This window comes from Streptomyces sp. SYP-A7185 (assembly GCF_046103685.1).
GTDB lineage: Bacteria > Actinomycetota > Actinomycetes > Streptomycetales > Streptomycetaceae > Streptomyces.
The window spans coordinates 4,374,786-4,398,482 of the sequence record NZ_CP122310.1 but is presented as its reverse complement, the minus strand read 5'-3'; the positions used below and the strand labels follow the sequence as shown (position 1 = coordinate 4,398,482).

At 70.9% G+C, this 23,697-nt stretch carries 18 protein-coding genes; 10 read left to right on the top strand and 8 right to left on the bottom strand.

Annotated features, from left to right (window positions below; all coding sequences use genetic code 11):
• The first annotated feature begins 62 nt into the window (after window positions 1–62).
• The 6 genes from QBL25_RS19140 to QBL25_RS19115 all read left to right on the top strand — a co-directional run bounded on the left by QBL25_RS19140 (window position 63) and on the right by QBL25_RS19115 (window position 8,496).
• Window positions 63–1,022 carry an LLM class F420-dependent oxidoreductase gene (locus tag QBL25_RS19140; protein ID WP_409058253.1) on the top strand — a complete coding sequence of 320 codons (960 nt, stop codon included), beginning with the start codon at window positions 63–65 and terminating at the stop codon, window positions 1,020–1,022.
• A gap of 224 nt (window positions 1,023–1,246) precedes the next feature.
• On the top strand, window positions 1,247–2,029 hold the full coding sequence (locus QBL25_RS19135; RefSeq protein WP_409058252.1) for an SDR family NAD(P)-dependent oxidoreductase: 783 nt from the start codon (window positions 1,247–1,249) through the stop codon (window positions 2,027–2,029).
• A gap of 157 nt (window positions 2,030–2,186) precedes the next feature.
• Window positions 2,187–3,314 (top strand): LLM class flavin-dependent oxidoreductase, encoded by a 1,128-nt coding sequence (locus QBL25_RS19130; RefSeq protein WP_409058251.1) that lies wholly within the window; start codon window positions 2,187–2,189, stop codon window positions 3,312–3,314.
• 121 nt (window positions 3,315–3,435) lie between these two features.
• The gene (locus tag QBL25_RS19125) at window positions 3,436–5,175 is read left to right on the top strand and encodes an N-acyl-D-amino-acid deacylase family protein (RefSeq protein ID WP_409058250.1); all 1,740 of its coding nucleotides are present in this window, start codon (window positions 3,436–3,438) and stop codon (window positions 5,173–5,175) included.
• A gap of 62 nt (window positions 5,176–5,237) precedes the next feature.
• Entirely contained in the window at window positions 5,238–6,686 is a 1,449-nt protein-coding gene (locus QBL25_RS19120; protein WP_409062706.1) for an aldehyde dehydrogenase family protein, read from the top strand.
• Window positions 6,687–6,936: 250 nt separating this feature from the next.
• Entirely contained in the window at window positions 6,937–8,496 is a 1,560-nt protein-coding gene (locus tag QBL25_RS19115; protein WP_409058249.1) for an APC family permease, read from the top strand.
• An 18-nt stretch (window positions 8,497–8,514) separates the two neighbouring features.
• On the opposite strand, the gene iscB is transcribed toward QBL25_RS19115, so the two are convergent.
• From iscB to QBL25_RS19100, 3 genes are all read right to left on the bottom strand, one after another.
• Entirely contained in the window at window positions 8,515–9,855 is a 1,341-nt protein-coding gene (gene iscB / locus QBL25_RS19110; protein WP_409062705.1) for an RNA-guided endonuclease IscB, read from the bottom strand.
• A 509-nt stretch (window positions 9,856–10,364) separates the two neighbouring features.
• Window positions 10,365–11,201, bottom strand: a complete 837-nt coding sequence (locus QBL25_RS19105; RefSeq protein ID WP_409058248.1) for a hypothetical protein — start codon at window positions 11,199–11,201, stop codon at window positions 10,365–10,367.
• Between the two features lie 38 nt (window positions 11,202–11,239).
• On the bottom strand, window positions 11,240–11,836 hold the full coding sequence (locus QBL25_RS19100) for a TetR family transcriptional regulator (RefSeq protein ID WP_409058247.1): 597 nt from the start codon (window positions 11,834–11,836) through the stop codon (window positions 11,240–11,242).
• Window positions 11,837–11,936: 100 nt separating this feature from the next.
• Here QBL25_RS19100 and QBL25_RS19095 point away from each other — a divergent pair, with 100 nt between their 5' ends.
• The gene (locus QBL25_RS19095; RefSeq protein ID WP_409058246.1) at window positions 11,937–12,518 is read left to right on the top strand and encodes a GNAT family N-acetyltransferase; all 582 of its coding nucleotides are present in this window, start codon (window positions 11,937–11,939) and stop codon (window positions 12,516–12,518) included.
• A gap of 54 nt (window positions 12,519–12,572) precedes the next feature.
• Here QBL25_RS19095 and QBL25_RS19090 read toward each other — a convergent pair whose 3' ends face one another.
• From QBL25_RS19090 to QBL25_RS19080, 3 genes are all read right to left on the bottom strand, one after another.
• Complete coding sequence (locus QBL25_RS19090) at window positions 12,573–14,114, bottom strand: CehA/McbA family metallohydrolase (RefSeq protein ID WP_409058245.1); 1,542 nt, start codon at window positions 14,112–14,114, stop codon at window positions 12,573–12,575.
• 188 nt (window positions 14,115–14,302) lie between these two features.
• Complete coding sequence (locus tag QBL25_RS19085; protein WP_409058244.1) at window positions 14,303–14,626, bottom strand: hypothetical protein; 324 nt, start codon at window positions 14,624–14,626, stop codon at window positions 14,303–14,305.
• Window positions 14,627–14,692: 66 nt separating this feature from the next.
• Window positions 14,693–15,109, bottom strand: coding sequence for an ankyrin repeat domain-containing protein (locus tag QBL25_RS19080; RefSeq protein ID WP_409058243.1), 417 nt, complete (start codon window positions 15,107–15,109; stop codon window positions 14,693–14,695).
• A 228-nt stretch (window positions 15,110–15,337) separates the two neighbouring features.
• On the opposite strand from QBL25_RS19080, the gene QBL25_RS19075 reads away from it, so the two are divergent.
• Both QBL25_RS19075 and QBL25_RS19070 read left to right on the top strand, forming a co-directional pair.
• A complete protein-coding gene (locus QBL25_RS19075; RefSeq protein ID WP_409058242.1) occupies window positions 15,338–16,222 on the top strand; it encodes an LLM class F420-dependent oxidoreductase in 885 nt (294 codons plus the stop codon).
• Between the two features lie 118 nt (window positions 16,223–16,340).
• Window positions 16,341–18,899, top strand: coding sequence for a bifunctional FO biosynthesis protein CofGH (locus QBL25_RS19070; protein WP_409062704.1), 2,559 nt, complete (start codon window positions 16,341–16,343; stop codon window positions 18,897–18,899).
• A gap of 55 nt (window positions 18,900–18,954) precedes the next feature.
• Here the strand turns inward: QBL25_RS19070 and QBL25_RS19065 are convergent, their stop codons facing one another.
• On the bottom strand, window positions 18,955–20,355 hold the full coding sequence (locus QBL25_RS19065; protein WP_409058241.1) for an FG-GAP-like repeat-containing protein: 1,401 nt from the start codon (window positions 20,353–20,355) through the stop codon (window positions 18,955–18,957).
• A gap of 348 nt (window positions 20,356–20,703) precedes the next feature.
• Here QBL25_RS19065 and QBL25_RS19060 point away from each other — a divergent pair, with 348 nt between their 5' ends.
• On the top strand, window positions 20,704–21,822 hold the full coding sequence (locus tag QBL25_RS19060) for an ADP-ribosylglycohydrolase family protein (RefSeq protein ID WP_409058240.1): 1,119 nt from the start codon (window positions 20,704–20,706) through the stop codon (window positions 21,820–21,822).
• Window positions 21,823–21,896: 74 nt separating this feature from the next.
• Here QBL25_RS19060 and QBL25_RS19055 read toward each other — a convergent pair whose 3' ends face one another.
• Window positions 21,897–23,468: a sodium:solute symporter family protein gene (locus tag QBL25_RS19055; protein WP_409058239.1), complete on the bottom strand. Its 1,572-nt coding sequence runs from the start codon at window positions 23,466–23,468 to the stop codon at window positions 21,897–21,899.
• Window positions 23,469–23,697 lie beyond the last annotated feature (229 nt).

The window sequence follows — 23,697 nt, the reverse complement described above, 5'->3', positions numbered from 1 at the left end:
GACGATGAGTTCCGTCGCCGTATATGACAGACCGTCAGATCAAGGTGAGGGGTCGGGTTCCCATGGCTGCCAACGCGCTGGCGCACATTTTCCCGCAGGGGCGACTGGTCTACGGGATGCAGCTCCCGATCCAGTCGCAGAGCGTCATGTACGCCGAGGCGTGGGAGGCGGACGCCGGCGTCGGCGATCTCGCCGAGATCGCCCGCGCCGCCGACCGCGGCGGCTTCGCGTACATCGCGAGCTGTGACCACGTGGCCATTCCGCGGCGGCTCGCCGACGCCATGAGCACCGTCTGGTACGACCCGGTGGCCACGCTCTCCTTCCTCGCCGGGATCACCGAGAACGTACGGCTGATGAGCCACGTCGCCGTCGTCGGGCTGCGGCATCCGCTCGTCGGCGCCAAGCAGTACGCCACCGTGGACCGGCTCAGCGGCGGGCGGCTGATCCTCGGGGTGGGGGCCGGTCACGTGCGGGAGGAGTTCGACGCCGTCGGCGCGGACTTCGCGGGCCGCGGGCCCGTCCTCGACGAGAGCATCGACGCGCTGAGGGCCGCGCTGGGGCCCGAGGAGTACCCCGAACACCACGGCGAGCGCTTCGACTTCAGCGATCTGGGCCAGCAGCCGCGCCCCGCGCAGGAGCGCGTGCCCATCTGGGTGGGCGGCTCGTCGCCCGCCGCCGTCCGCCGGGCCGCCGTGCGCGGTGACGGCTGGCTGCCGCAGGGCGATCCGCGCGACGAGCTGCCCGCGCAGATCGCCCGGCTCAAGCGGCTGCGCGAGGAGGCGGGGGTCGCGGAGCCCATCGTCGTGGGCGCGATCGCCGAGCCCCTGTACGTGGGGGAGCCCGGCTGGTCCGTGGGCCGGCGCACCCTGAGCGGGAAGCCGGACGTCCTCGCGGAGTCGCTGCGCGCGTACGGGGCCATGGGGGTGCAGCAGATCCAGGTGCGGTTCCGCAGCCGTGGCCGCACCGAACTCACCGACCAGATGGCTGCCTTCGCCGCCGAGGTCGCCCCGCATCTCAACTGAGAAACCGGGCACGGAACCTCCGTTCACCGGAACCTCCGTGCCCGGAACCTCCGTGCCCGGAACCTCCGTGCCCGGAACCTCCCTGAGCGGAACCTCCGTGCCCGGCCGACCCCCACCCCGGGTGCCCGCCGCGCCCCGGGCACCCCTGACGCCATCACTGGCCAATCACTCGCCATCACTCGCCAATCACTCGCCATCACTCGCCATCATTCAAGGAGACTCGTATGGGCAAGCTGGACGGACGCGTCGTCATCGTCACCGGTGCGGCGCGCGGGCAGGGTGAGCAGGAGGCGCGGCTCTTCGCCGCCGAGGGGGCGCGGGTCGTCGTCGGTGACGTGCTCGACGAGCAGGGTGAGGCCCTCGCCAAGGAGCTCGGCGCGGACGTCGCCAAGTACGTGCACCTCGACGTCAGCCAGGAGGCCGACTGGATCGCGGCGGTCGGCGCGGCCAAGGATGCCTTCGGGAAGATCGACGGTCTGGTCAACAACGCCGGGATCCTGCGCTTCAACGAACTGGTCAACACTCCGCTGGAGGAGTTCCAGCAGATTGTCCAGGTCAACCAGGTCGGCTGTTTCCTCGGCATCCGCAACGTGGCGCCCGAGATCGCGGCCGCCGGCGGCGGGACCATCGTGAACACGGCCTCGTACACGGCGCTGACGGGGCTGGCGTACGTCGGCGCGTACGCCGCGAGCAAGCACGCGATCCTCGGCCTCACCCGGGTCGCCGCGCTGGAGCTTGCGGCCAAGAACATCCGCGTCAACGCCGTCTGCCCGGGGGCGGTGGACACCCCGATGACCAACCCGGCGCAGCTCGACCCGGCCGCCGGTCCCGCGGACTCCGGGGCCGTCGACGAGTTCTACAAGAAGCTCGTGCCGCTCGGCCGGATCGGCAGGCCCGAGGAGGTGGCCGCGCTCGCGCTCTTCCTGACCGGGGGCGACTCGGCGTACATCACCGGGCAGCCGTTCGTCATCGACGGGGGATGGCTCGCGGGGGTCAGCATCGGCTGACGGGCCCGAGGGCGGGTCCACGGGCGGGTCCAATGACAGGCCTGACGGTTCGTCAGTAAGCGTGGCCCCGGGTATTGACGGTCCCCGCGGCCGGTGGAACAGTCGACGCATCACAATCTGACGGTTCGTCAGATACTCACGAGGATGGTGAACCTCCTTGGAATTCGGTCTCTTTGTACAGGGATACGTGCCCGCCAAGCGGGCCAAGGTCGACCCCGAAGCAGAGCACAAGGCGCTCATCGAGGAGACCGAGTACGTCATCCAGGCGGACAAGTCCGGCTTCAAGTACGCCTGGGCCTCCGAACACCACTTCCTGGAGGAGTACTCGCACCTCTCCGCCAACGACGTCTTCCTCGGCTATCTCGCCCACGCGACCGACCGCATCCACCTCGGCTCCGGGATCTTCAACCCGCTCGCCCCGGTGAACCACCCGGTCAAGGTCGCCGAGAAGGTCGCCATGCTCGACCATCTCTCCGAAGGCCGCTTCGAGTTCGGGTCGGGCCGCGGCGCCGGGTCACACGAGATACTCGGCTTCATGCCGGGCATCACCGACATGAACCACACCAAGGAACTCTGGGAAGAGACCATCGCCGAGTTCCCCAAGATGTGGCTCCAGGACGAGTACGTCGGCTTCCAGGGCAAGCACTGGTCGCTGCCGCCCCGCAAGATCCTGCCCAAGCCGTACGGGAAGTCGCACCCGGCCATGTGGTACGCCGCCGGGTCCCCGCCCTCGTACGCGATGGCCGGGAAGAAGGGGCTCGGGGTCCTGGGCTTCAGCGTGCAGAAGGTCTCCGACATGGAGTGGGTCCTCGACTCGTACAAGACGGCCGTCAAACAGGCCGAACCCGTCGGTGACTTCGTCAACGACAACGTCATGGTCACCTCGACGGCCATCTGCGCCGAGACCCACAAGAAGGCCGTCGAGATCGCGGTCAGCGGCGGGCTGAACTACCTCCAGTCCCTGCTCTTCCGCTACCACGACACCTTCCCGCGCCCCGAGGGCATCCCCGAGTGGCCCGAGCTGCTCCCCGAGTACAGCGAGGAGATCATCGAGCTGCTCATCGCCGAGGAGCTGATGATCTGCGGCGACCCGGACGAGGTGCTCACCCAGTGCAAGCGGTGGGAGCAGGCCGGTGCCGACCAGCTCAGCTTCGGGCTTCCGATCGGGATCTCGCCCGAGGACACGAAGAACACGATCAAGCTGATCGGTGAGCACGTGATCCCGAAGATCGACACGGATCCCGTGCACCGGACCTCCCGCATGCGGGGTGCCTCCGGCGGTTGAGCCGCCGGCCCTGACCGCCCCGGCTTCCCCTTCCCGGACGGGAGCCGGGGCCCCCGCACGCCCTTCGGGCGTGTCCGCTCCCTCTCACCCACCCGTTCTCCGAAGGGGGACCTTCCCCGCCATGCTTGATCACCTCATCAAGGGCGCGACCGTAGTAGACGGGACCGGCGCCCCCGCGTACACCGCCGACGTCGGCATCCGCGACGGCCGCATCGCCGTCATCGCCGAGCCGGGGACCGTCGCCGAGGAGAGCCGGACCAGCGAGGACGCCCGCGGGCGCATCCTCGCGCCCGGATTCGTCGACCCGCACACGCACTACGACGCCCAGCTCTTCTGGGACCCCTACGCGACCCCCTCCCTGAACCACGGTGTCACCACCGTCGCCGGGGGCAACTGCGGCTTCACCCTCGCGCCCCTGAACCCCGCGCGCCCCGAGGACGCCGACTACACGCGGCGCATGATGTCCAAGGTCGAGGGCATGTCGCTGGTGGCCCTCGAAGAAGGCGCGCCCTGGACGTGGAGCTCCTTCGGCGAGTACCTCGACGCCCTGGAGGGCCGGGTCGCCGTCAACGCCGGTTTCATGGTGGGACACTGCGCGCTGCGCCGGTACGTCATGGGCGCGGACGCGGTCGGCGGGCAGCCCACCCCCGAGCAGCTGGACGAGATGCTGCGGCTCTTCCACGACGCCATGGACGCCGGAGCCTGGGGCCTGTCCACCACCCAGTCCTCCACGCACTCCGACGGCGACGGACGGCCCGTGGCCTCCCGGCACGCGAAGCCCGGCGAACTGCTCGCGCTCAGCCGGGCCGTCGGCGAACACGAGGGCACCCAGCTCGAAGCGATCGTCGCGGGCTGCCTCGACCAGTTCAGCGACGACGAGATCGACCTGTTCGTCGAGATGAGCGCCGCCGCGGGCCGGCCCCTCAACTGGAACGTCCTCACCATCGACGCCGCCGTCCCCGAACGCGTCCCGCGCCAGCTGATCCCCAGCGAGCGCGCCCGCGAGGCAGGCGGCCGGATCGTCGCCCTCACCATGCCGATCCTCACCCCCATGAACATGTCGCTCGGCACGTTCTGCGCCCTGAACCTCATCCCCGGCTGGGGCGACGTCCTCGGCCTGCCCGTCCCCGAGCGCATCGCCAAGCTGCGCGACCCGGACGTCAGGGGCGAGATGCTGCGCCGCGCCGACAGCAAGGAAGCCGGCGTCTTCCGGCGGCTCGCGCACTTCGACCGGTACGTCATCGGGGACACCTACTCCAAGGAGAACGAGGGCCTCACCGGCCGCGTCGTCGCCGACATCGCCGCCGAGCGCGGCCAGGAGGCCTTCCAGTGCCTCGTCGAGATCTGCGCCAACGACGACCTGCGTACGGTCCTGTGGCCCATGCCCTCCGACAACGACCCCGACTCGTGGGCCCTGCGCCAGGAGACCTGGCAGCACGAGGACGTCCTGCTGGGCGGCTCCGACGCGGGCGCGCACCTGGACCGCATGTGCGGCGCCCCGTACACGACCCGGTTCATCGGTGACTGTCTGCGCGGGCGCAAGCTCGTCGGTCTCGAAGCGGCGGTCAAGATGCTCACCGACGACCCCGCCCAGCTCTTCGGGCTGCGCGAGCGGGGCCGGATCGAGGAGGGCTTCCACGCCGACCTCGTCCTCTTCGACCCCGAGCGCATCGACGCGGGCAAGGCCACGCTCGTGCACGACCTGCCCGGCGACAGCCCGCGCCTGGACTCCAAGGCCCTCGGCGTCAACGCCGTCTGGGTCAACGGCGTCGAGGCGATCCGCGAGGACCGGGTGACCGGCGCGACGCCCGGCACGGTGCTGCGCTCGGGCCGGGACACCAGGACGGTGAGCACCAAGTGAGCGCCGGGCCGACGCAGGGCGCCGAACCGACGCAAGGCACCGAACCGACACAAGGCCGGCGGCTGTTCATCGGCGGCGAGTGGACCGAGCCCGACGGCGGGCACTACGAGGTGATCAACCCGGCGACGGAAGAGGTCGTGGGCCTGGCGCCCGAGGCGACCCGCGCGCAGGTGCACGAAGCCGCCCGCGCCGCCCGCGATGCCTTCGCCACCTGGTCGCGCACCACCCCCGAGGAGCGGGCCGCCGTCCTGGACCGCGCCGCAGCGATCATGCAGCGTGACCTCGCCGCGTACGCGGACCTCGCCCAGGCCGAGAGCGGCGCGACGACCGGCACGGCACGGGGCATGCAGGTGGCGGTGGCGGTGGCCCGCTTCAAGCGGTACGCGAAGGGCGCCCTGGAACCGGTCGAGGAGGGCCTGCCCCCGCAGATCAACGAGGCGGGGCCGATGGGCAAGGCGGGCGTCGTGGGGGCGCTCACCGTGCGCCAGCCGGTGGGTGTCGTCACCTGCATCACCTCGTACAACAACCCGTGGGCCAACCCGGCGGGCAAGGTGGCGCCCGCCCTGGCCATGGGCAACACCGTGGTCGTGAAGCCCGCCCCGCAGGACCCGCTGTCGGTGTACCGGATGGCGGCGGCCCTTCAGGAGGCCGGGGCGCCCCCGGGCGTGGTGAACGTGGTGAGCGGCGCGCGCCCCGGTGTGGGCGAGGCGGCCGTCGACGCACCGGACGTCGACATGGTCAGCTTCACCGGCTCGACGGCGGTGGGGCAGCGGATCGCCGAGGTGTGCGGCCGGGACATGAAACGCCAGCTGATGGAGCTGGGCGGCAAGGGCGCGGCGCTCGTCTTCGAGGACGCGGACCTGGACTCGGCGGTCGCGGGCATCGGGACGACGTTCTCCTTCTACAGCGGCCAGATCTGCACGGCCCCGACGCGGGTGATCGCCCACCGGTCCGTCTGCGACGCCCTGATCGAGAAGCTGACGGGCTACATCGCCTTCATGAAGGTCGGCGACCCCCGGGAGAAGGGGACGATCGTCGGCCCGGTGATCTCGGCGGCCCACCGCGACCGCATCGAGTCGTACGTGGAGCTGGGCCGCAAGGAGGGTGCGCGGCTGGTGGCGGGCGGCGAGCGCCCGGCGGGACCGGGCCTTGAGCGCGGCTTCTACGTCGCGCCGACGCTGCTCGCGGACTGCACGAACGACATGCGGGTGGTCCGGGAGGAGATCTTCGGGCCGGTCGTGGTGGTGGTCCCCTTCGACGACGAGGAGGAGGGCATCGCCCTGGCCAACGACAGCGACTACGGCCTCCTGGACTACGTCTGGTCCGGTGACGTGGCGCGCGCCTTCCGGGTCGCGCGGCGGCTGCGGGCGGGCGGGGTCGGCGTCAACACGATCGCCCGGAACATGGAGGCGCCGTTCGGCGGGTTCAAGAAGAGCGGGGTGGGCCGGGACGTGGGGTCGTACGCGCTGCACGCGTACAGCGAGCTCCAGTCGATCGTGTGGCCCGGCTGAGAGGCGGGGAGAAGTCCGGTATGTGAAATGCGGGGAGAGGCACGGGAAAATTTAGAAACGGGTCAAAACGGACAGTGCTGCGGTTCCCGCATACCGGACAGTCTGGCTTTTGCCTGGCAATGAATAAGGGTTTCCGGAGACAGCTCGGCCAATCAATGGCGACTGCCCCATTTTCTCCGTCGATTACAAGCCGAGAGATGCGGATGCTGTCCCTCCGCATGTGGAAACCGCAGGACTTAACGTCCTGTTCATGACCCAGCTGGACGTACGGCCCCAGGCCGGAGACACGGTAAGCGGCGCCCCCGACGGGGGCGTACGCGCCAAAGGCCTCGGCGGGAACTCCGTCGGCCTCATGGGTAGCGCCGTCATCGGTATCTCCACCGTCGCTCCCGTCTACTGCCTGACGTCGACCCTCGGCTCCACGGCCGGCGAGGTCGGCCTGGCCATGCCCGCGGTCTTCCTCGCGGGCTTCCTGCCGATGCTCCTGGTGGCCTTCGCCTACCGCGAGCTCAACAAGGCCATGCCGGACTGCGGCACGTCCTTCACCTGGACCGTCAAGGCCTTCGGCCCGCGGATCGGGTGGATGTGCGGCTGGGGCCTGGTCATCGCCACGATCATCGTCCTGTCCAACCTGGCGGGCGTGGCGACCTCGTACTTCTGGCTCCTGGCCGGCGAGATCACGGGCAGCGACTCGGTGGCGGCCCTCGACGACAACAAGGCCGTGCACATCCTGACGTGCCTGACCCTGATCGCCGCGGCGACGGCGATCAGCTATCGGGGGATGACGGCCACGAAGGGGGTGCAGTACGCGCTGGTGGGGCTTCAGCTGGTCGTGCTGGCGGTCTTCGTGGTGATGGCCTTCCAGAAGGCGGGCAGCGCCCAGTTCCCCCTCTCGCAGGACTTCTCCTGGTCGTGGCTGAACCCGTTCGCGGTGAAGTCGTTCTCCTCCTTCACCGCGGGTCTCTCGCTCGCGATCTTCATCTACTGGGGCTGGGACGCCTGCCTGGCCGCCAACGAGGAGACGACCGGCAGCGACAAGACCCCCGGCCGCGCCGCGCTCATCGCGATGGTGGTCCTCGTCGGCTCCTACCTCGCGACGGCCGTGGCCGCGCAGATGGTGGTGGGTGCGGGCACCAAGGGCCTCGGCCTCGCCAACCCCGACACCTCCGACAACGTCTTCGCCGTCCTCGCGGGTCCCGTGATGGGCCCGACCCTCGGCATCCTGCTCTTCGTCGCGGTTCTCGCCTCGGCGGCCGCGAGCCTCCAGACGACGTTCATCCCGGTGGCCCGCACGGTCCTCGCGATGTCCTCCTACGAGGCGCTTCCGCCGTCGTTCGCCCGCGTCCACCCGCGCTTCAAGACGCCGGGCCGCGCGACGGTCACGGCGGGCGTCGCGACCGCCGTCTTCTACACGGTCATGACGCTGGTCTCCGAGCACGTCCTGGTCGACACGATCTACGCGCTCGGCCTCATGATCTGCTTCTACTACGCGCTGACGGCCTTCGCCTGCACCTGGTACTTCCGCCGTGAGCTCTTCAACTCCGCGAGGGACTTCGTCTTCAAGGCCCTGCTCCCGGTCCTCGGAGGCATCCTCCTGACCGGCGTCTTCGCCAAGACCCTCATCGACATGTGGAACCCCGCCTACGGCAGCGGCTCCTCCGTCTTCGGTGTGGGCTCGGTCTTCGTGATCGGCGTGGGCCTGCTGCTGCTCGGCGTGGTGATCATGCTGGTGATGGGCCGCAAGAGCCCCGCGTTCTTCCGCGGCGAGATCCTGAAGAGGGACACCCCGGCCCTGGTGGTCGCGGACTGACCCGTCGCGCGGTCGAGATCAGGGCCGAGGGCGCGGCTCGGGTGCGCCCCGGACGTATCCGTATCCGTCGCCGCGCTGAAGCAGCCGGATGTGTCGGTGGTGGATGCCGTCGACCAGCTTGGCTTCGGTCCGGATGTTCATGTATCCATCGCTTCGGACGGCGAGTCTTCCTGTGTGGTGCCCGGCCTTCTTTCCCTTGGGGACACGGGCGGCGACGAGATCGCCGGTGCTGAACCCGAAGTGGCTCTTGGTGCGTGGGCGATGGAGCCGGGGAAAGCCGTATGCGTCCGTCAGTGTGCGCTGGTAAGTGCCACGGCCGTGACAGCTGACGACGAGCGGACGGACGGGGTGACGGACGATGTGGGTGGCGTCGTCCAGCTCACCCACACAGAGCGCGTCCAGGGTGTGGCTCTTCGGCAGACCTGCCCGGCTTCGGTTGAACTTGGTGCGGCCCCCGGACCAGCCGGTGACCGGAGGACCCAGCGCGGCGAGCCGCCCCCGCAGGAGCCATCGGGTGGCGTTCATGGCGGCGGCGTCCGTCAGAGGAGTGCGCGCCTGGCGTGCGATTGCGGCGGCGCGCTCCGGTCGATCCGCGAGGAAGTCGGCCACCGGGGTGGTGTTCTTGCGCCGGTTGCAAGGGCGGCAGGAAAGGGTGAGGTTGCTGATGCGGTCCGTCCCGCCTCGGGCGACGGCGCGGATGTGCTCGACCTCCAGGGGCACGCCGGTCGCGCCGCAGTATGCGCAGGAGCGCTGCCATTTCTCCAGGAGATACGCGCGGACCTCGTGTCCTGCCAGGGTCCCTCGTTGGTAGTCGGCTCCCTCCAGCGGTCCGTCCGCACTGAGGGCATGGACATCGAAGGCGGACTGCTCGACGTGGATCTCGGTGACCGGCGCGAGCCGCATCAGCCGGTTCGCCTGGGCCACGGTGGTGTCGATGCGATGGCCGAGCGAGGGTGGTAGCCAGCCAGGAGCCCGGCCTCGATGGCGAAATCGGGGCTTACGGTGGCGCAGGTTCGCTGTCCGCCGCCGATGCCGCAGGGTCGCACGCCTCTGCATCTTGGCCCTGATCTGTGCGCCGCGGTGCCGCAGTTCGACGGAGACCAGTCCGCGCCGCACTGAAGCGGAAGGACTCCCGGTCCCGACATCCTGCTTGTCGTCCGTCAGCGTGATTCCCGTGGCCTTGCTGCCGGGATCGATCCGGAGTTGTACCCCTTCCACCTCGCTCTTCGCCAGCTCGCGGTCGACCAGACGGATGGTGAAGGGGATGAGGCGAGCGACACGAGCGCGCCCGCGCCCCAGCAACTGCCGAGCTCTCGCCGGATGACACGGCATGAGTGGTCTGCCGTGCCGGTCGAGCACAAAGACGCGCTGCTCGCCCACACCGATGGTGACCCCCGCGTGAGCGGAGGCGGTGAGGACCTCACGGTCCTCGAACACTCCCTGACCGGATGTCCCGGTTGCAGGGTGACGCCTCCGGTGGCGGGTGCCGCCACCGGAGATCTCCCCTCGCCGTTGGACCGCACCAGTGCCTCGTGAGGACACGAGGAGTCCATGGCCCGTTTCGGCCTCTCCCGAAGGGGTGTCTGCTGCCACGGATTCCAGAGCCTGCTGCTGAGGAAGCACAGCGGGGTGGGTCTGCTCACTCGTACGGAACGGAGTCGTCAAGGGCACCTCCCTGGATGACGACTGGGCTGGCCACCCTCAAGGCGTGAACTGCTTGCCTGAAGCCTTCGGCGAGAGCCGGGGAGTGGGTGGCGTTCTGGGGCTGGGATGTGCCACTGACATTCCCAGACCGGGCGCGTGAACGAGTAAGGAAAGGCTTTATTGCCAATTTTTATTCGTATTCAACGCTTATGTAGCGAAATTTCTCAGTCCGCGAGCAGTCTGCGCAGCGACGTCTTCAGGTGGGTGATGAAGGCGTCGCGGTGGTGTTCGGGGGCGAGGGCCAGGGACAGGTAGGGGTTGAGGTCTTCCAGTTCGACCAGGAGCAGGTCTCCTGAGCGGGTGCGGCAGGCGTCGACGCGCTGGATGCCGTGGTCGATCGTGTTCCAGTCGATGAAGTGCTGGGCGAAGGTCAGGTCGGCGGGGGTCGGGGCGTAGGGCTCCAGGACCCAGCGGTGGTCGGGGTGAGGGGCGTGCAGGGCGTACTGGAAGGTGTCGTCGACGAAGTAGAACGACACCTCGTACGTGAAGTCGATGCGGGGCTGGATCAGGACCGTGCCGTCCGGTGTGGCGTGGTCCGCCAGTGCGGCGCGGGGCAGGAAGCGCAGGCCTATCGAGTCCGCGCCCTGCTTCGGCTTGACCACGTACTCGGGGGCGTCCGGGAGCTTCGCGAGGTCCGCCGGGCTGTCGACGGTCGGGATCACTGGGTGGCCCGCTGCCGTCAGGTCGACGAGGTACTGCTTGCCCGCCATGTCCGCGCTGCCGGTGAGCTGGTTGTGGACGCGGGTGCCCGAGGCCAGCGCGCGGGCGCGGAAGGCGTCGAACTCCGCCTGGTGGTGCAGGACCGGGCCGCTGTTGCGGATCAGGACGGCGTCGAAGGCGTCCATCAGCGCGGCCGCGTCCAGCGGGTGGCACAGCGCCGTGGCGAAGTCCTCGCGGAGGCGGGAGGCGAGCGCGATGTCCTCGTCGCCGTAGCGGCGGCCCCTGGCCTCGTAGGCGAGGTCGGTGACGAGCAGGAGGCGGGGCGTGGCGGACGACGGCATGGGGCGGCTCTCCCGGGGGTGCTGGTGGTCGCCCGAGCCTAGGTCCTGTCCGGCGCGGGGGCCCGCAGCAGGGTGAGCTGGTGGGTGACGGCCTCGGTGAGGCGTTGCTCGTCGTCCGTGGCGAGGAGGTCGAGCAGGGCGCCCCGCAGCACGGCCAGGGCCAGGGTGCGGCGGGTGGCGCCGTCCGCGCTGTCGCGTTCGGCCGGCGGCTGGAAGCCGGCCAGGACGCCGAGCCAGTCCTCCACCGTCGTCCGGGCGAACCCGGCCCAGGGTCCTTCGGGCTGGACGAGGGAGCGTGTGTACGCCTCGGCCCACAGGCGCAGCAGCGGTCGGTGTTCCCGCGCGGCGAGCCACGTCCAGACGTGTGCGACGGCCGGCGCGAGTCCGGTGGGGTGCTCGGGCTGCCGGGCCCGGTCCAGGAGCGCCAGCTCGTCGGCGCGGGCGCGCGCGAGGAGCGCCCGCAGCAGGCCGTCCTTGCTCTCGAAGAGGAAGAGCAGGACGCGCGGGCTGGAGCCGATGGCCTCGGCGAGCGGGCGCAGGGACAGGTCGGCCAGGCCGTGGGCGAGTGCGTACCGGTACGCGGCTTCCAGCAGCTCGTGCTGCCGGGCGGAGGGGGTTGGCGCTTCCTGGGGCATGCGGCTAGCCTAACTGAAACGACTGTTTCAGTGGCGTCGGCGGAGCGACGTGGGAACAGCGATGTGGACGGAACGATCACGGGGGCCAGGAGAGCAGCTCATGCCGCAGCAAGACCAGAAGCGACCCCGGACGCGACCGCAGGCGCAATCGCAGGCGCGACCGCAGGCGCAACCCCAGAAGCGCCCCCAGGAACAAGTCGTCGTACGCCGCGCCGACCGACCCGGTGACCTGGGCTGGGTCGTGATGGCCCACGGCGAGGAGTACGACCGGCAGTTCGGCTGGAACGCCGACTTCGAGGCGCTGGTCGCCACGATCGTCGCCGACTACGGAACCCGGCACGACCCGGCCCGCGAGAGGGGCTGGATCGCCGAGGTCGACGGCCGGCGCGTGGGGTGCGTCTTCCTCGTCGCGGGCGACCGGCCGACGGTGGCCAAGCTGCGGATCCTGCTCGTCACCCCGGAAGGCCGGGGCCTTCGCCTCGGGACGCGCCTGGTCGAGGAGTGCCTCGCCTTCGCCCGGGAGGCGGGCTACGAGCACGTGACGCTGTGGACCAACGACGTGCTGACGGCGGCCCGCAGGATCTATCGGGGCTTCGGCTTCGCACTCGTCGACGAGGAGCCCCACCACAGCTACGGCCACGATCTGGTCGGCCAGAACTGGACGCTCGACCTGCGCGCCTGAACCGGCGCCCGCCCCCCCACCACGAGAGGAGGGGAACGGGCGCCCGGTGGAGCGTCAGCTGCGGCCCAGGAAGATGGGGTTCGTGAAGGCCGTCAGCGGGCCCGGCAGCCCCGGCACCGTCGGCGCGTGGCGGACCTCGGCCCGTACGTAGGCCGCGTACGAGGGCGTGGTGCGCCACTCGGCCGTGCCGGTCCCGGAGGCCGGGATCGCGGGGCCGGTGAACAGGACGCCCTGGTCGGTCACGAAGCGGATCGTGGAGCCGGGGGCGCCCTTGACGTCGAGGCGGACCGTCACCGGTGCGTCCTGCTCGACGTAGAGGCGCTCGCCGATGCCCGCCTGCTTGCCCCGGCCGCCGGTGGCGGTGAACGTGAGCGCGACGTCCTTGGACTCGGCGACGTAGCTGTGGCCCGCGCGCAGGCCCGCCTGGATGGCGTCCCGCGTCAGGTCGTCGGCGAGGACCACCGTCTGCGGGCTGCCGACGGGGTCGGGGTCGCGGTGGGCGTCGCTGTTGCCCATCGCGGGGATCCAGGGCCTGCGGCCGCGCACGGAGGCGACCAGCATGCTGTCCCAGTCGGCCAGGGCGACCTCGTCGTCCGGGGTGTACGGGCCGTTCCACGCCTCGATGACGTCGGCCTCGCCGAAGCCGAACTTCCAGTTGCAGCCGACGCAGGTGGCGTGCGGATGGGCGGGCACGACGAGGCCGCCCGCGTCGCGGACCTCCCGGGCGTACTTGCCGAAGCGGTTGTCGCGGGCGCGGTAGCGCCAGTCGATGAACGTGCCGGGGTCCGTGCCCAGGGCGACCACGTGGCCGTTGCGGGTGGTGACCTCCTCGCCCAGCATGATCAGCAGGTCGTCGCCCGCGAGGCCGGCCCAGTGGGCGTGCGCGGAGTGCGTGTTGTGCTCGGAGCTGTTGATGAAGTCGAGCCCCGCGGCGCGCGCGGCGGCGGCGATCTCGGCCAGGGTGCGCCTGCCGTCGGAGTACACGGAGTGCAGATGGCAGTCCCCGCGGTACCAGGCGCGGCCCCGCCCCTTGGCCCGCTCCGGCGGGTAGACGGGCCGGGGCGTCGTGCCGGGCGCCCCGTACTTGAGGGTGATCGTGACCTCGTAGGGCAGGCCCTGGGGTGCGACGGTGTAGGGGCCGAGCGCGATGTTCCAGGTGCCCGCCTTGACGGGGCCGGGGAGGTAGCCGGGGGTCGCGTCGTCGGCGCGGATGAAGAACTCGGTGCGCGCGCCGCCCGACCAGCCGCGGAATCCCCTGCCGCCGAGCGCGGTGCCGCGCTGGTCGAAGATGCCGATGTCGAGGGCGTTGCCGGGGGTGCCCGCCGGGACGGTGACCTTCTCGTAGGTGTACGCGACGTGGATCTCGCGCACGCCGTCGGGGACTTCGACCGGCAGGTACACGAAGTCGGGTGACCCGGTGGGCAGCGTGCCGCGCACCACCTTGGTCTCGTCGCCACTTGCGGAGTCACGCCCTGCGGCGCTCGCGAAGCTCACGCTGTTCAACGTAAGCGCGGCGGCGGCTCCCGTCACGAGCAGACCGCGCCGGTTCAGGGGTGTGGTGGCGGGTCTGGTCCGGTGGTGTTCGTCCTCGCACATGTGTCGGCTCCCCAGGGTGTCGGAAGGGACTGCAGGGCAACCCTGGTATTGAGCCGTGAACTCCCCGCCAAGGGAAGGAAATTGACAGACTTACGGGCGGTGTCCGGTGCGGGGTCCGACCGCCGTCGGCCGCGCTCAGCAGCTGCCAAGCAGCCGCCAAGCAGCCGCCAAGCAGCCGCCAAGCTCCGTCAGCCGCCGTGGCGGCCCTTGCGCGCGCGCCGCACGACGATCATCACGATGAGGATGACCGCGATGACGGCGATGATCCCGATGATCAGGCCGATGCCGCCCTTGGACTTCTTCTTTTTCTTCTTGGGCTTGGCCTGGGCCTCGTCCGCCACCTTGGCGGGAGCCTTGACGGCCGCGGCCCCCGTCACCGGCGCCGTCGAGGTGACCGGGGTCAGGGTGGACGTCGCCGCGGTGCGCGCGGGGGCCGCGTACGCGCCCGCCGACGCCGCACCCCCCAGCAGCGCGCCGAGCAGCAGCAGTACGGTCGCGAGACGTCGTCGCATGAAGGCTCCCGAATTCCGCCGGTTTCCCCGGATCTGCCGGAGCCTAGGGCATGGGCCGCCCCGCGCCTAGGTGTGCGCGCCCGCGGCCCGGAGCACGGCGGCCGTCTCCTCGTGGGAGCACTGCGTCGCCCACCGCAGCGGGGAGTTGCCCGTGCCGTGGTCCTCGCGGAGGTTCGGATCGGCCCCGTGGGCGAGGAGCAGGCGTACGGCGTCGGTGTGGCCCCAGCACGCCGCCCCGCACAGGGGCGTGCCCTGGTCGCCGTGGCCGCTCTCCGCGTCGGGGTCGGCGCCCCCTTCCAGGAGCAGCCCGACGACGGCCGCGACGCCGTGGACGGAGGCGCCGTACAGCGGGGTCGTGCCGTCGGTGTCGGGGGTGCGCGCGTCGGCGCCCGCGCGCAGCAGTGCCTTCACCTCGGTGGCGCGGCCCAGCTGCGCCGCCGCGACCAGTCTCGCCGACTGCTTCTTGCGGCGTCGTCTGCTCATGGGGGGCAGGCTAGTTCGGCGGGCGCGCGAGGTCGCATGATTTTTCCCTCCCCCGTGGTGGGCGCCGCTGCTCGTCGCGGTGACGGCCGCCTCAACCGGCGGCGGACGGCGGGCGTTCGGCATGGACTCCTGCGCCGCTGACGGCTAGGAAGTGATCCCCGCTCGCGTACGACGGCCGTCGACGACCGGCCACGGGAGCGGTACGCCGAAGGAACAGGAGGCCGTTCCATGCGAGTTGCCGCCACCCTCTATCTCACCGACCGGACGATCACGCCGGTGCGCCTGGCCCGGGAGCTGGAGCAGCGGGGCTTCGCGGCGCTGTATCTCCCGGAGCACTCGCACATCCCCGTCTCGCGCACGACCCCCTACCCCGGCGGTGAGCTGCCGCCGGAGTGCGCGCGCATGCTCAACCCGTTCGTGGCCCTCGCGCAGGCCGCCGCCGTCACGCGGACGCTGGGGCTCGGCACGAACATCACGCTCGTCGGGCAGCACGACCCCATCGACCTGGCCAAGCAGATCGCGACCCTCGACCATCTCTCCGGCGGCCGGTTCACGCTCGGTGTCGGCTACGGCTGGAACAAGGAGGAGGCCGCCGACCACGGCGTCCAGTGGCGCACGCGGCGGGCGCTCGTGCGGGACCGGATGGCGGTCATGCGGGCCCTGTGGGCCGAGCAGCCGACGGCGTACGAGGGGGAGTTCGCGCGGGTCGCCGCGAGTGAAGCGCACCCCAAGCCGCTGCGGGCGCCGCGCTTTCGCCCGCAGGGCGCCCTGTACGGTCCGCGCACGCTGATCGGCGGGGCGGCGGGCCCCACGCTGTTCGCGCACGTGGCGGAGTTCGCCGACGGCTGGCTGCCCGTCGGGGGCGGCGGGCTGCGCGACTCGCTGCCCGCGCTGCGCGCCGCCTGGGCCGACGCGGGCCGTGACCCCGCCGGCCCGTATGTGGCGCTGTCCGCCGTGGAGCCGACCGAGGGCAAGCTGGCCCACTACGCGGAACTGGGCGTGGACGAGGTGGTCGTGCAGCTCCCGGCGCGCGGGGAAGCGGAGGTGCTGAAGGTCCTGGACGGGTTCCAGCGGTACGTGCATCTCACACCCGCCTCCGGTGACCGCCACTGACCTGTAGCTGTTTCTCCGGGAGGTCGCTCGTATGCTCGGACGCATGACCAACAGCGCGCCGCAGGACTCAGCACCCCAGGGGCCGACCCCAGCGCCGGCACGGCCCACCGCGAACGCCATGCGCCGCGCGCTCAAACGCGCCAGGGACGGCGTCGCGCTCGACACCGCCGAAGCCGCCGTGCTGCTGCAGGCGCGCGGTGAGGACCTGACGGACCTGTCCGCGTCCGCGGCACGGGTGCGTGACGCGGGGCTCGCGGCGGTGGGCAGGCCCGGCGTCATCACGTACTCGAAGAAGGTCTTCATCCCGCTGACGCGGCTGTGCCGCGACAAGTGCCACTACTGCACGTTCGTCACCGTGCCGGGCAAGCTGCGCCGGGCGGGGCACGGCATGTTCCTCTCGCCGGACGAGGTCCTCGACATCGCCCGGCGGGGCGCGGAAATGGGCTGCAAGGAAGCCCTCTTCACGCTCGGCGACCGGCCCGAGGACCGCTGGCCCGAGGCGCGCGCGTGGCTGGAGGCGGAGGGCTACGACGACACTCTCGCCTACGTCCGCGCGATGGCGATCCGCGTCCTGGAGGAGACCGGCCTGCTCCCGCACCTCAACCCGGGGGTCATGACCTGGACCGACCTCCAGCGGCTCAAGCCCGTCGCGCCGTCGATGGGCATGATGCTGGAGACGACGGCGACGCGGCTGTGGAGCGAGCCGGGCGGCCCGCACCACGGCTCGCCCGACAAGGAGCCCGCGGTCCGGCTGCGGGTCCTGGAGGACGCGGGCCGCTCGAACGTCCCCTTCACCACCGGCGTCCTGATCGGGATCGGCGAGTCGTACGAGGAGCGGGCGGACGCGCTGTTCCGGCTGCGCGCGACGCAGCGCTCGTACCACGGCATCCAGGAAGTCATCGTCCAGAACTTCCGCGCCAAGCCGGACACGGCGATGCGCGGGATGCCGGACGCGGAGCTGGAGGAGCTCGCCGCGTGCATCGCGGTGGCCCGGCACATCCTGGGCCCCAGCGCCCGCATCCAGGCGCCGCCGAACCTGGTGGACGCGGAGTACGCGCTGCTGATCGGCGCGGGCATCGACGACTGGGGCGGGGTGTCCCCGCTGACGCCCGACCACGTGAACCCCGAGCGGCCCTGGCCGCACATCGAGGAGCTGGCCGGGAAGACGGCCGCCGCGGGCTTCACGCTGCGCGAACGGCTCACGATCTACCCGGAGTTCATCGAGCGCGGCGAGCCCTGGCTCGACCCGCGTCTGCTGCCGCACGTGCGGGCCCTGGTCGACCCCGAGACGGGCCTGGCCAACGAGGACGCCCGGCCGGCCGGGCTGCCCTGGCAGGAGCCCGACGAGGGGTTCGTGGCTTCTTCGGGCCGCACGGACCTGCACCGCACGATCGACACGACGGGCCGCACGTCCGACCGGCGCGACGACTTCGACGAGGTGTACGGCGACTGGGAGGCGCTGCGCGAGCAGGCGGCGCCCGGCATGGTCCCCTCGCGCATCGACGGTGACGTGCGGGCCGCCCTGAAGACGGCCGCCGACGACCCGACGCGCCTGACCGACGAGCAGGCGCTCGCCCTGCTGCACGCGGACGGGCCCGCGCTCGACGCGCTCTGCGGTGTCGCGGACGACCTGCGCAAGTCCGTGGTCGGCGACGACGTCACGTACATCGTCACGCGGAACATCAACTTCACGAACGTCTGCTACACCGGCTGCCGTTTCTGCGCCTTCGCGCAGCGCCGCACGGACGCCGACGCGTACACCCTCTCCCTGGACCAGGTCGCCGACCGGGCGGCGCAGGCCTGGGAGGTCGGTGCGACCGAGGTGTGCATGCAGGGCGGCATCCACCCGGATCTGCCGGGCTCGGCGTACTTCGACATCGCGCGGGCGGTCAAGGAGCGTGTCCCGGGCATGCACGTGCACGCGTTCTCGCCGATGGAGGTCGTGAACGGCGCGACGCGCACGGGCCTTTCGATACGTGACTGGCTCAGCGCCGCGAAGGAGGCGGGCCTTGACTCGATCCCCGGCACGGCCGCCGAGATCCTCGACGACGAGGTGCGCTGGGTCCTGACCAAGGGCAAGCTGCCGACGGCCACCTGGATCGAGGTCGTGGGGACGGCCCACGAGCTGGGCATCCGCTCTTCCTCCACGATGATGTACGGGCACGTGGACCAGCCCCGGCACTGGCTCGGGCACTTCCGCACGCTCGCCGGGATGCAGCGGGACGCGCTGGCCAAGGGGGTGGAGGGGTTCACGGAGTTCGTGACGCTGCCCTTCATCCACACGAACGCGCCGGTGTATCTGGCGGGCATCGCGCGTCCGGGTCCGACGACCCGCGACAACCGCGCGGTGGTGGCGATGGCGCGGCTGCTGCTCCATCCGTACATCCCGAACATCCAGACCAGCTGGGTGAAGCTGGGCACGGAGGGGGCGGCCGAGATGCTGCGCTCGGGCGCGAACGATCTGGGCGGCACGCTGATGGAGGAGACCATCTCCCGGATGGCGGGCTCCAGTTACGGCTCGTACCGCTCGGTCAAGGATCTCGTCGCGATCGCCGAGGAGGCGGGGCGTCCGGCGAAGCCGCGCACGACGCTGTACGGAGAGGTGCCGGTGGAGCGGCAGGAGGCGGCCGCCGCGTCGGACGGCCACCTCCCGGAGCTGCTTCCCGTACTGGACTGATGCCGGACTGATGCCGGACTGACGCGGGGGAGCGGTCAGCCCTGCGGGGGCGGGGTCAGGAGAGCTCGCCTCCGAAGCGGGCGCCCGCCTCCGGGGTGCCGAGCGAGGACGGGCTGAACGACGTGATGCCGGTCGTCGTCAGGCCCGTCTTGGCGCCGCGGAACAGCCAGGCGGCGCCCGAGTCCTTGGTCGTGCCGTCCTCCAGCGGGACGCCCACGGTCAGGTCGGCGAGGCCGTCCTTGTTCACGTCGGCCAGCTTGACCTCGGTGCCGAAGTTGTCGCCGGACTCCGAGACGCCGGGGACGTTCGCCGTGGTCTGGTTGAAGGCCTGGGCGCCGGTGCCGGTCAGGCCGCTCGCGCCGCCCTTGAGGAGGACGACGGCGCCGGTGTCCCCGGCGGTGTCGACGTCCTCGCCGGGCACGCCCACCGCGATGTCCGGGTAGCCGTCGCCGGTGACGTCGCCCGCGGTGAGGGAGTAGCCGAACTGGTCGCCCCTGTCGTTCAGGTCGGGGTCGCCGGGCTCGCCCACGCCGGGTACGCCCGCGGTGTCCTGGTCGATCTTCGCGGTGCGGGTGGAGAAGCCGGCCGCGGAGCCGTAGACGACCCGGACGGCGCCCGCGTCGTAGACCTGCATCTCGGAGACCTCGTCGACCTCGCGGGCCACCAGGTCGCCGTACCCGTCCTTGTTCACGTCGGCGATGACGCCGTTCGTCGTGAACTTCTTGGTGGGCGTCGACGTCGTGGCGAGGCCGTCCTTGCCGCCCTTCCACAGGCGCGAGGAGTGCTGCATCTCCTCGAAGCTGTGGCTGGTGACGAGGTCGTCGGCGCCGTCGCCGGTGACGTCGCCGACCATCAGCTCGTCGGGGCCGTCGTCGTCGTTCTCGACGGAGGAGGTGGAGGCGGGCTTCCCGTCGCGGGTGAAGGGGCCGTAGCGCACCTCCAGGGTGGACGTGGAGTTGGCGGCGAGGTCGGTCTTGCCGTCGCCGTTGAAGTCGCCGGCCTTCAGCTCCTTCACGTACTCGCCCGGCAGCTCGCTGCCCTGCGTCAGGCCGGTGGCGGAGCCCCAGAGCACGACGTGCTTGGAGCCGTTGTTCACGGTCAGGTCGGTGTATCCGTCGCCGTCCAGGTCGGCAGCCTCGGTGCTCGCGCCGAAGCTGCCGCCCTCCTCGGGGTCACCGGGTACGCCGGCGGTGGTGCGGTCGATCTGCTGGGCGTGCGCGGTGTCGGCGCCGGACGGCGACCCGTACACGATCGAGACGTAGCCCGCGCCCGCCTTGCCGCTGACGGCACCGCGGTAGGCGGAGACGGCGAGGTCGGCGTACCCGTCATGGTTGAAGTCGGTCACGGGCTTGCTCGCCGCGGCAGGCGCCGCGATGGCGGAACCCGCCGTGGCCACGACGGCGAACGGGGTCGCGAGCGCGGTCACCGCGAGGGCGGCTATGAGTGAGCGACGCACTGGTCCTCCTGTGGGGAAACTTCTGTGACGTAAGGGAAGACAGGCGCCCCGGGGGAGTGGTTGTACACCGCAGGTTCTTGTTACCGGCCCCGGACATTCACCGCCGAAAGCCCTGGATTCCGGCCGCGTCTTTTCGGCCCCGGCGCTCCGGGGTGGTGAAAGGCCGTGCGTGGAGCCCGACTTGGGGTCTGGTGGAGGGCTGCGGAGATCCGTGAAAGCCCAGGTGAAGGCCGGTCAAAAGTGATCTGAAGGGCGTCTCCTTAGAAATCGCATCGACCCAGAACCGACGGTTCCCGGTCGATTACAGTGCTGCGCAGAAGTGCGGGGGCGAGCAGGGGAGGAGGTGCCGTGAGCACCGCAGCAGCCACCGGAGTCTGGGGCAGGGCCGAGCAGCAGGACTTCCGCAGCCGGGTGCGCGGGACCCTGCTCGGAGCCGCCGTCGGGGACGCCCTGGGGGCTCCCGTCGACGCGCTGAGCCTCGAAGAGATACGTGCGGCGCACGGAGCCGAAGGCCTCACCGAGCCCGCCGCCGCCCACGGCAGGCGCGGCGCGGTCACCGCCGCCACCCAGCTCACCCTGTTCACCGTCGACGGACTCATACGCGCCCAGGTCCGGCGCGACACCGGAGCCTGGCACCCGCCGACCGACCTGCACCGCGCCTACCGTCGGTGGGCCGCCACCCAGAGCGACTGGGGCCCCGACGAACGGCGCAAGGAAGACGGATGGCTGGCCCGCGAGGAGTGGCTCTACTCCCGGCGTTCGCCCGCCCGCGCCTGCCTGCTCGGGTTCGGCGACGACACGATGGGCACGCTGGAGGCCCCCAAGAACCCGGACGAGCAGGGCGCCGAGGCCGCCACGCGCTCCGCGCCCTTCGGCCTCCTGGTCGGCTGGGAGCCGCAGCTGGTGCTGCAACTGGCCGTGGAGTGCGCCGTCCAGTCGCACGGGCACCCCACCGCCTACCTCACCGCCGGGGCGCACACCGTCCTGGTGCACGGGCTGGCCCGGGGCGAGTCCCTGGACGGAGCCATCCAGCGGGCCCTCGCGCTGCTCGCCTCCCGGCCCGGCCACCAGCCCGTCACCGATGCGCTGAAGCACGCCCTGGGGGCCGTACGGCAGGGGATGCCCACGCCCTCGCGGGTGGAGGAGCTGATGGGGGACGGCGGCGCGGAGGGCGCGCTCGCGGCGGCCGTCTACTGCGCCCTGGTGGGCGAGGACATCCGGCACGGGCTGCGCCTCGCCGTGAACCACGGCGGCGCGTCCGCCGCGGCGGGCGGTCTGTGCGGGGCGCTGCTCGGCGCGCTGCACGGCGAGACCGCGCTGCCGCCCGGATGGCTCACCGAGCTGGAGGGACGGGCGACGATCCTGGAACTCGCGGACGACTTCGCCATGGAGATGACACAGGGCCCGGCGCTGCACGGCCCGGCGGTCTCGTCCCCGGGATGGCTTGCGCGGTATCCGCGTGCGTGAGGCGAGCACGCACGCCGGACAGGCGGACATCAGCCTGTCCGGCGCTTGAGGACGCACTCGGCGAGGCCGGTGATCTACGGCAACCGGCTCTGCGGGGCGAGTGCTTCGTCGGCATCCTCGGCCGGGGGCGGAACCGCCGCCGAACCGGCGGAGCCGTCCGTGTTGATCTTCTCGATGATCGCGTCCCGCTCCGGGGTGTCCTCCGGCTTCAGCTGCCCGACCAGGACGTACAGGATCAGCGAGACCGCCAGCGGTATCGAGACCTGGTACTCCAGGGGCACCCCGCCCTCGACGTTCCAGTTGATCGGGTAGTTGACCAGCCAGAAGGCGAAGAGACCCATCGACCAGCTGGTGAGCGCCGCGGTCGGCCCGGACTTGCGGAAGGTGCGCAGCAGGCCCAGCATCATCGGGATCGCGATCGGCCCCATCAGGCCGGCCACCCACTTGATGACGACCGTGATGATGTCCTTGAACGTCGGCGAGGTGACCTGCGTGGCCACTGCCATGGACAGGCCGAGGAAGACGACGGTCGTCAGCCGTGCCGCGAGCAGCCCCGAGCGTTCGTTCCAGCGCCGGGCCTGCTTGGAGATCACCGGTGCCACGTCCCGGGTGAAGACCGCGGCGATCGCGTTCGCGTCCGAGGAGCACATGGCCATCGTGTGCGAGAAGAACCCGACGATGACCAGGCCCAGCAGACCGTGCGGCAGGAGCTGTTCGGTCATCAGGGCGTACGAGTCGGAGCCGTCGGGCTTCTGCGCGTCCACCAGGAGCGGCGACATCCACATCGGGAAGAAGAGGATGACCGGCCACACCAGCCACAGGACCGCCGAGAGCCGGGCCGAGCGCGCGGCCTCCTTGGGGCTGGCGGTCGCCATGTAGCGCTGGGCCTGGTTGAGCATGCCGCCGTTGTACTCGAAGAGCTTGATGAAGAGGAACGCCAGCAGGAAGATCGTTCCGTACGGCCCGACCAGCGGCTTCGCGTGACCGGCGAGCTCCGGCTCGTCCCAGACGCCGAAGAAGCCGCCGTGCGGGCCGAGCTTGGACACCACGGCGACGAACATCGCGATGCCGGCCAGGAGCTGGATGATGAACTGGCCGAGCTCGGTGAGCGCGTCGGCCCACAGCCCGCCGATGGTGCAGTAGATCGCCGTGATCACACCGGTGATCAGGATGCCCTGGTTGATCGAGATGCCGGTGAACACCGAGAGGAGGGTGGCGATGGCGGCCCACTTGGCGGCCACGTCCACGATCTTCAGGAGCATTCCGGACCAGGCGAGCGCCTGCTGCGTCCGGAGGTTGTAGCGATTCTTCAGGTACTCCAGGGGCGAGGCCACGTGCAGCCGTGAGCGCAGCCGGTTGATGCGGGGTGCGAAGAGCTTCGAGCCGATCGCGATGCCGAGCGCGATCGGGAACGACCAGGTGATGAAGGACGTGACGCCGTAGGTGTACGCGATGCCCGCGTATCCGGTGAACATCACGGCGCTGTAGCCGGACATGTGGTGCGAGATGCCGGACAGCCACCAGGGCATCTTGCCGCCCGCGGTGAAGAAGTCGCTCACGTTGTCCACGCGCTTGTGGGACCAGACGCCGATCGCGACCATGATGCCGAAGTAGCCGATGAGCACGGCCCAGTCGAGACTGTTCATGTGCCCCCTCCAGGGGTCCGCCTTGTGAACTGCGCTGTTATGCCGTGCACTTCGCCAGTTTCGTGACATACGGACCTGGGCGGCCTGAAGTGCCCGCTCATCGTGGGTTCGGGCGTGTGCCCCCGACAACCGGCCGTGAGGTCAAGAGCGAGTAAAATCGTTCTGTTTGCTGATTCACGTTCACATGCTTGATTGAGAGTGGGCGTCGGTGGGGTGTGGCGGAAGAGTC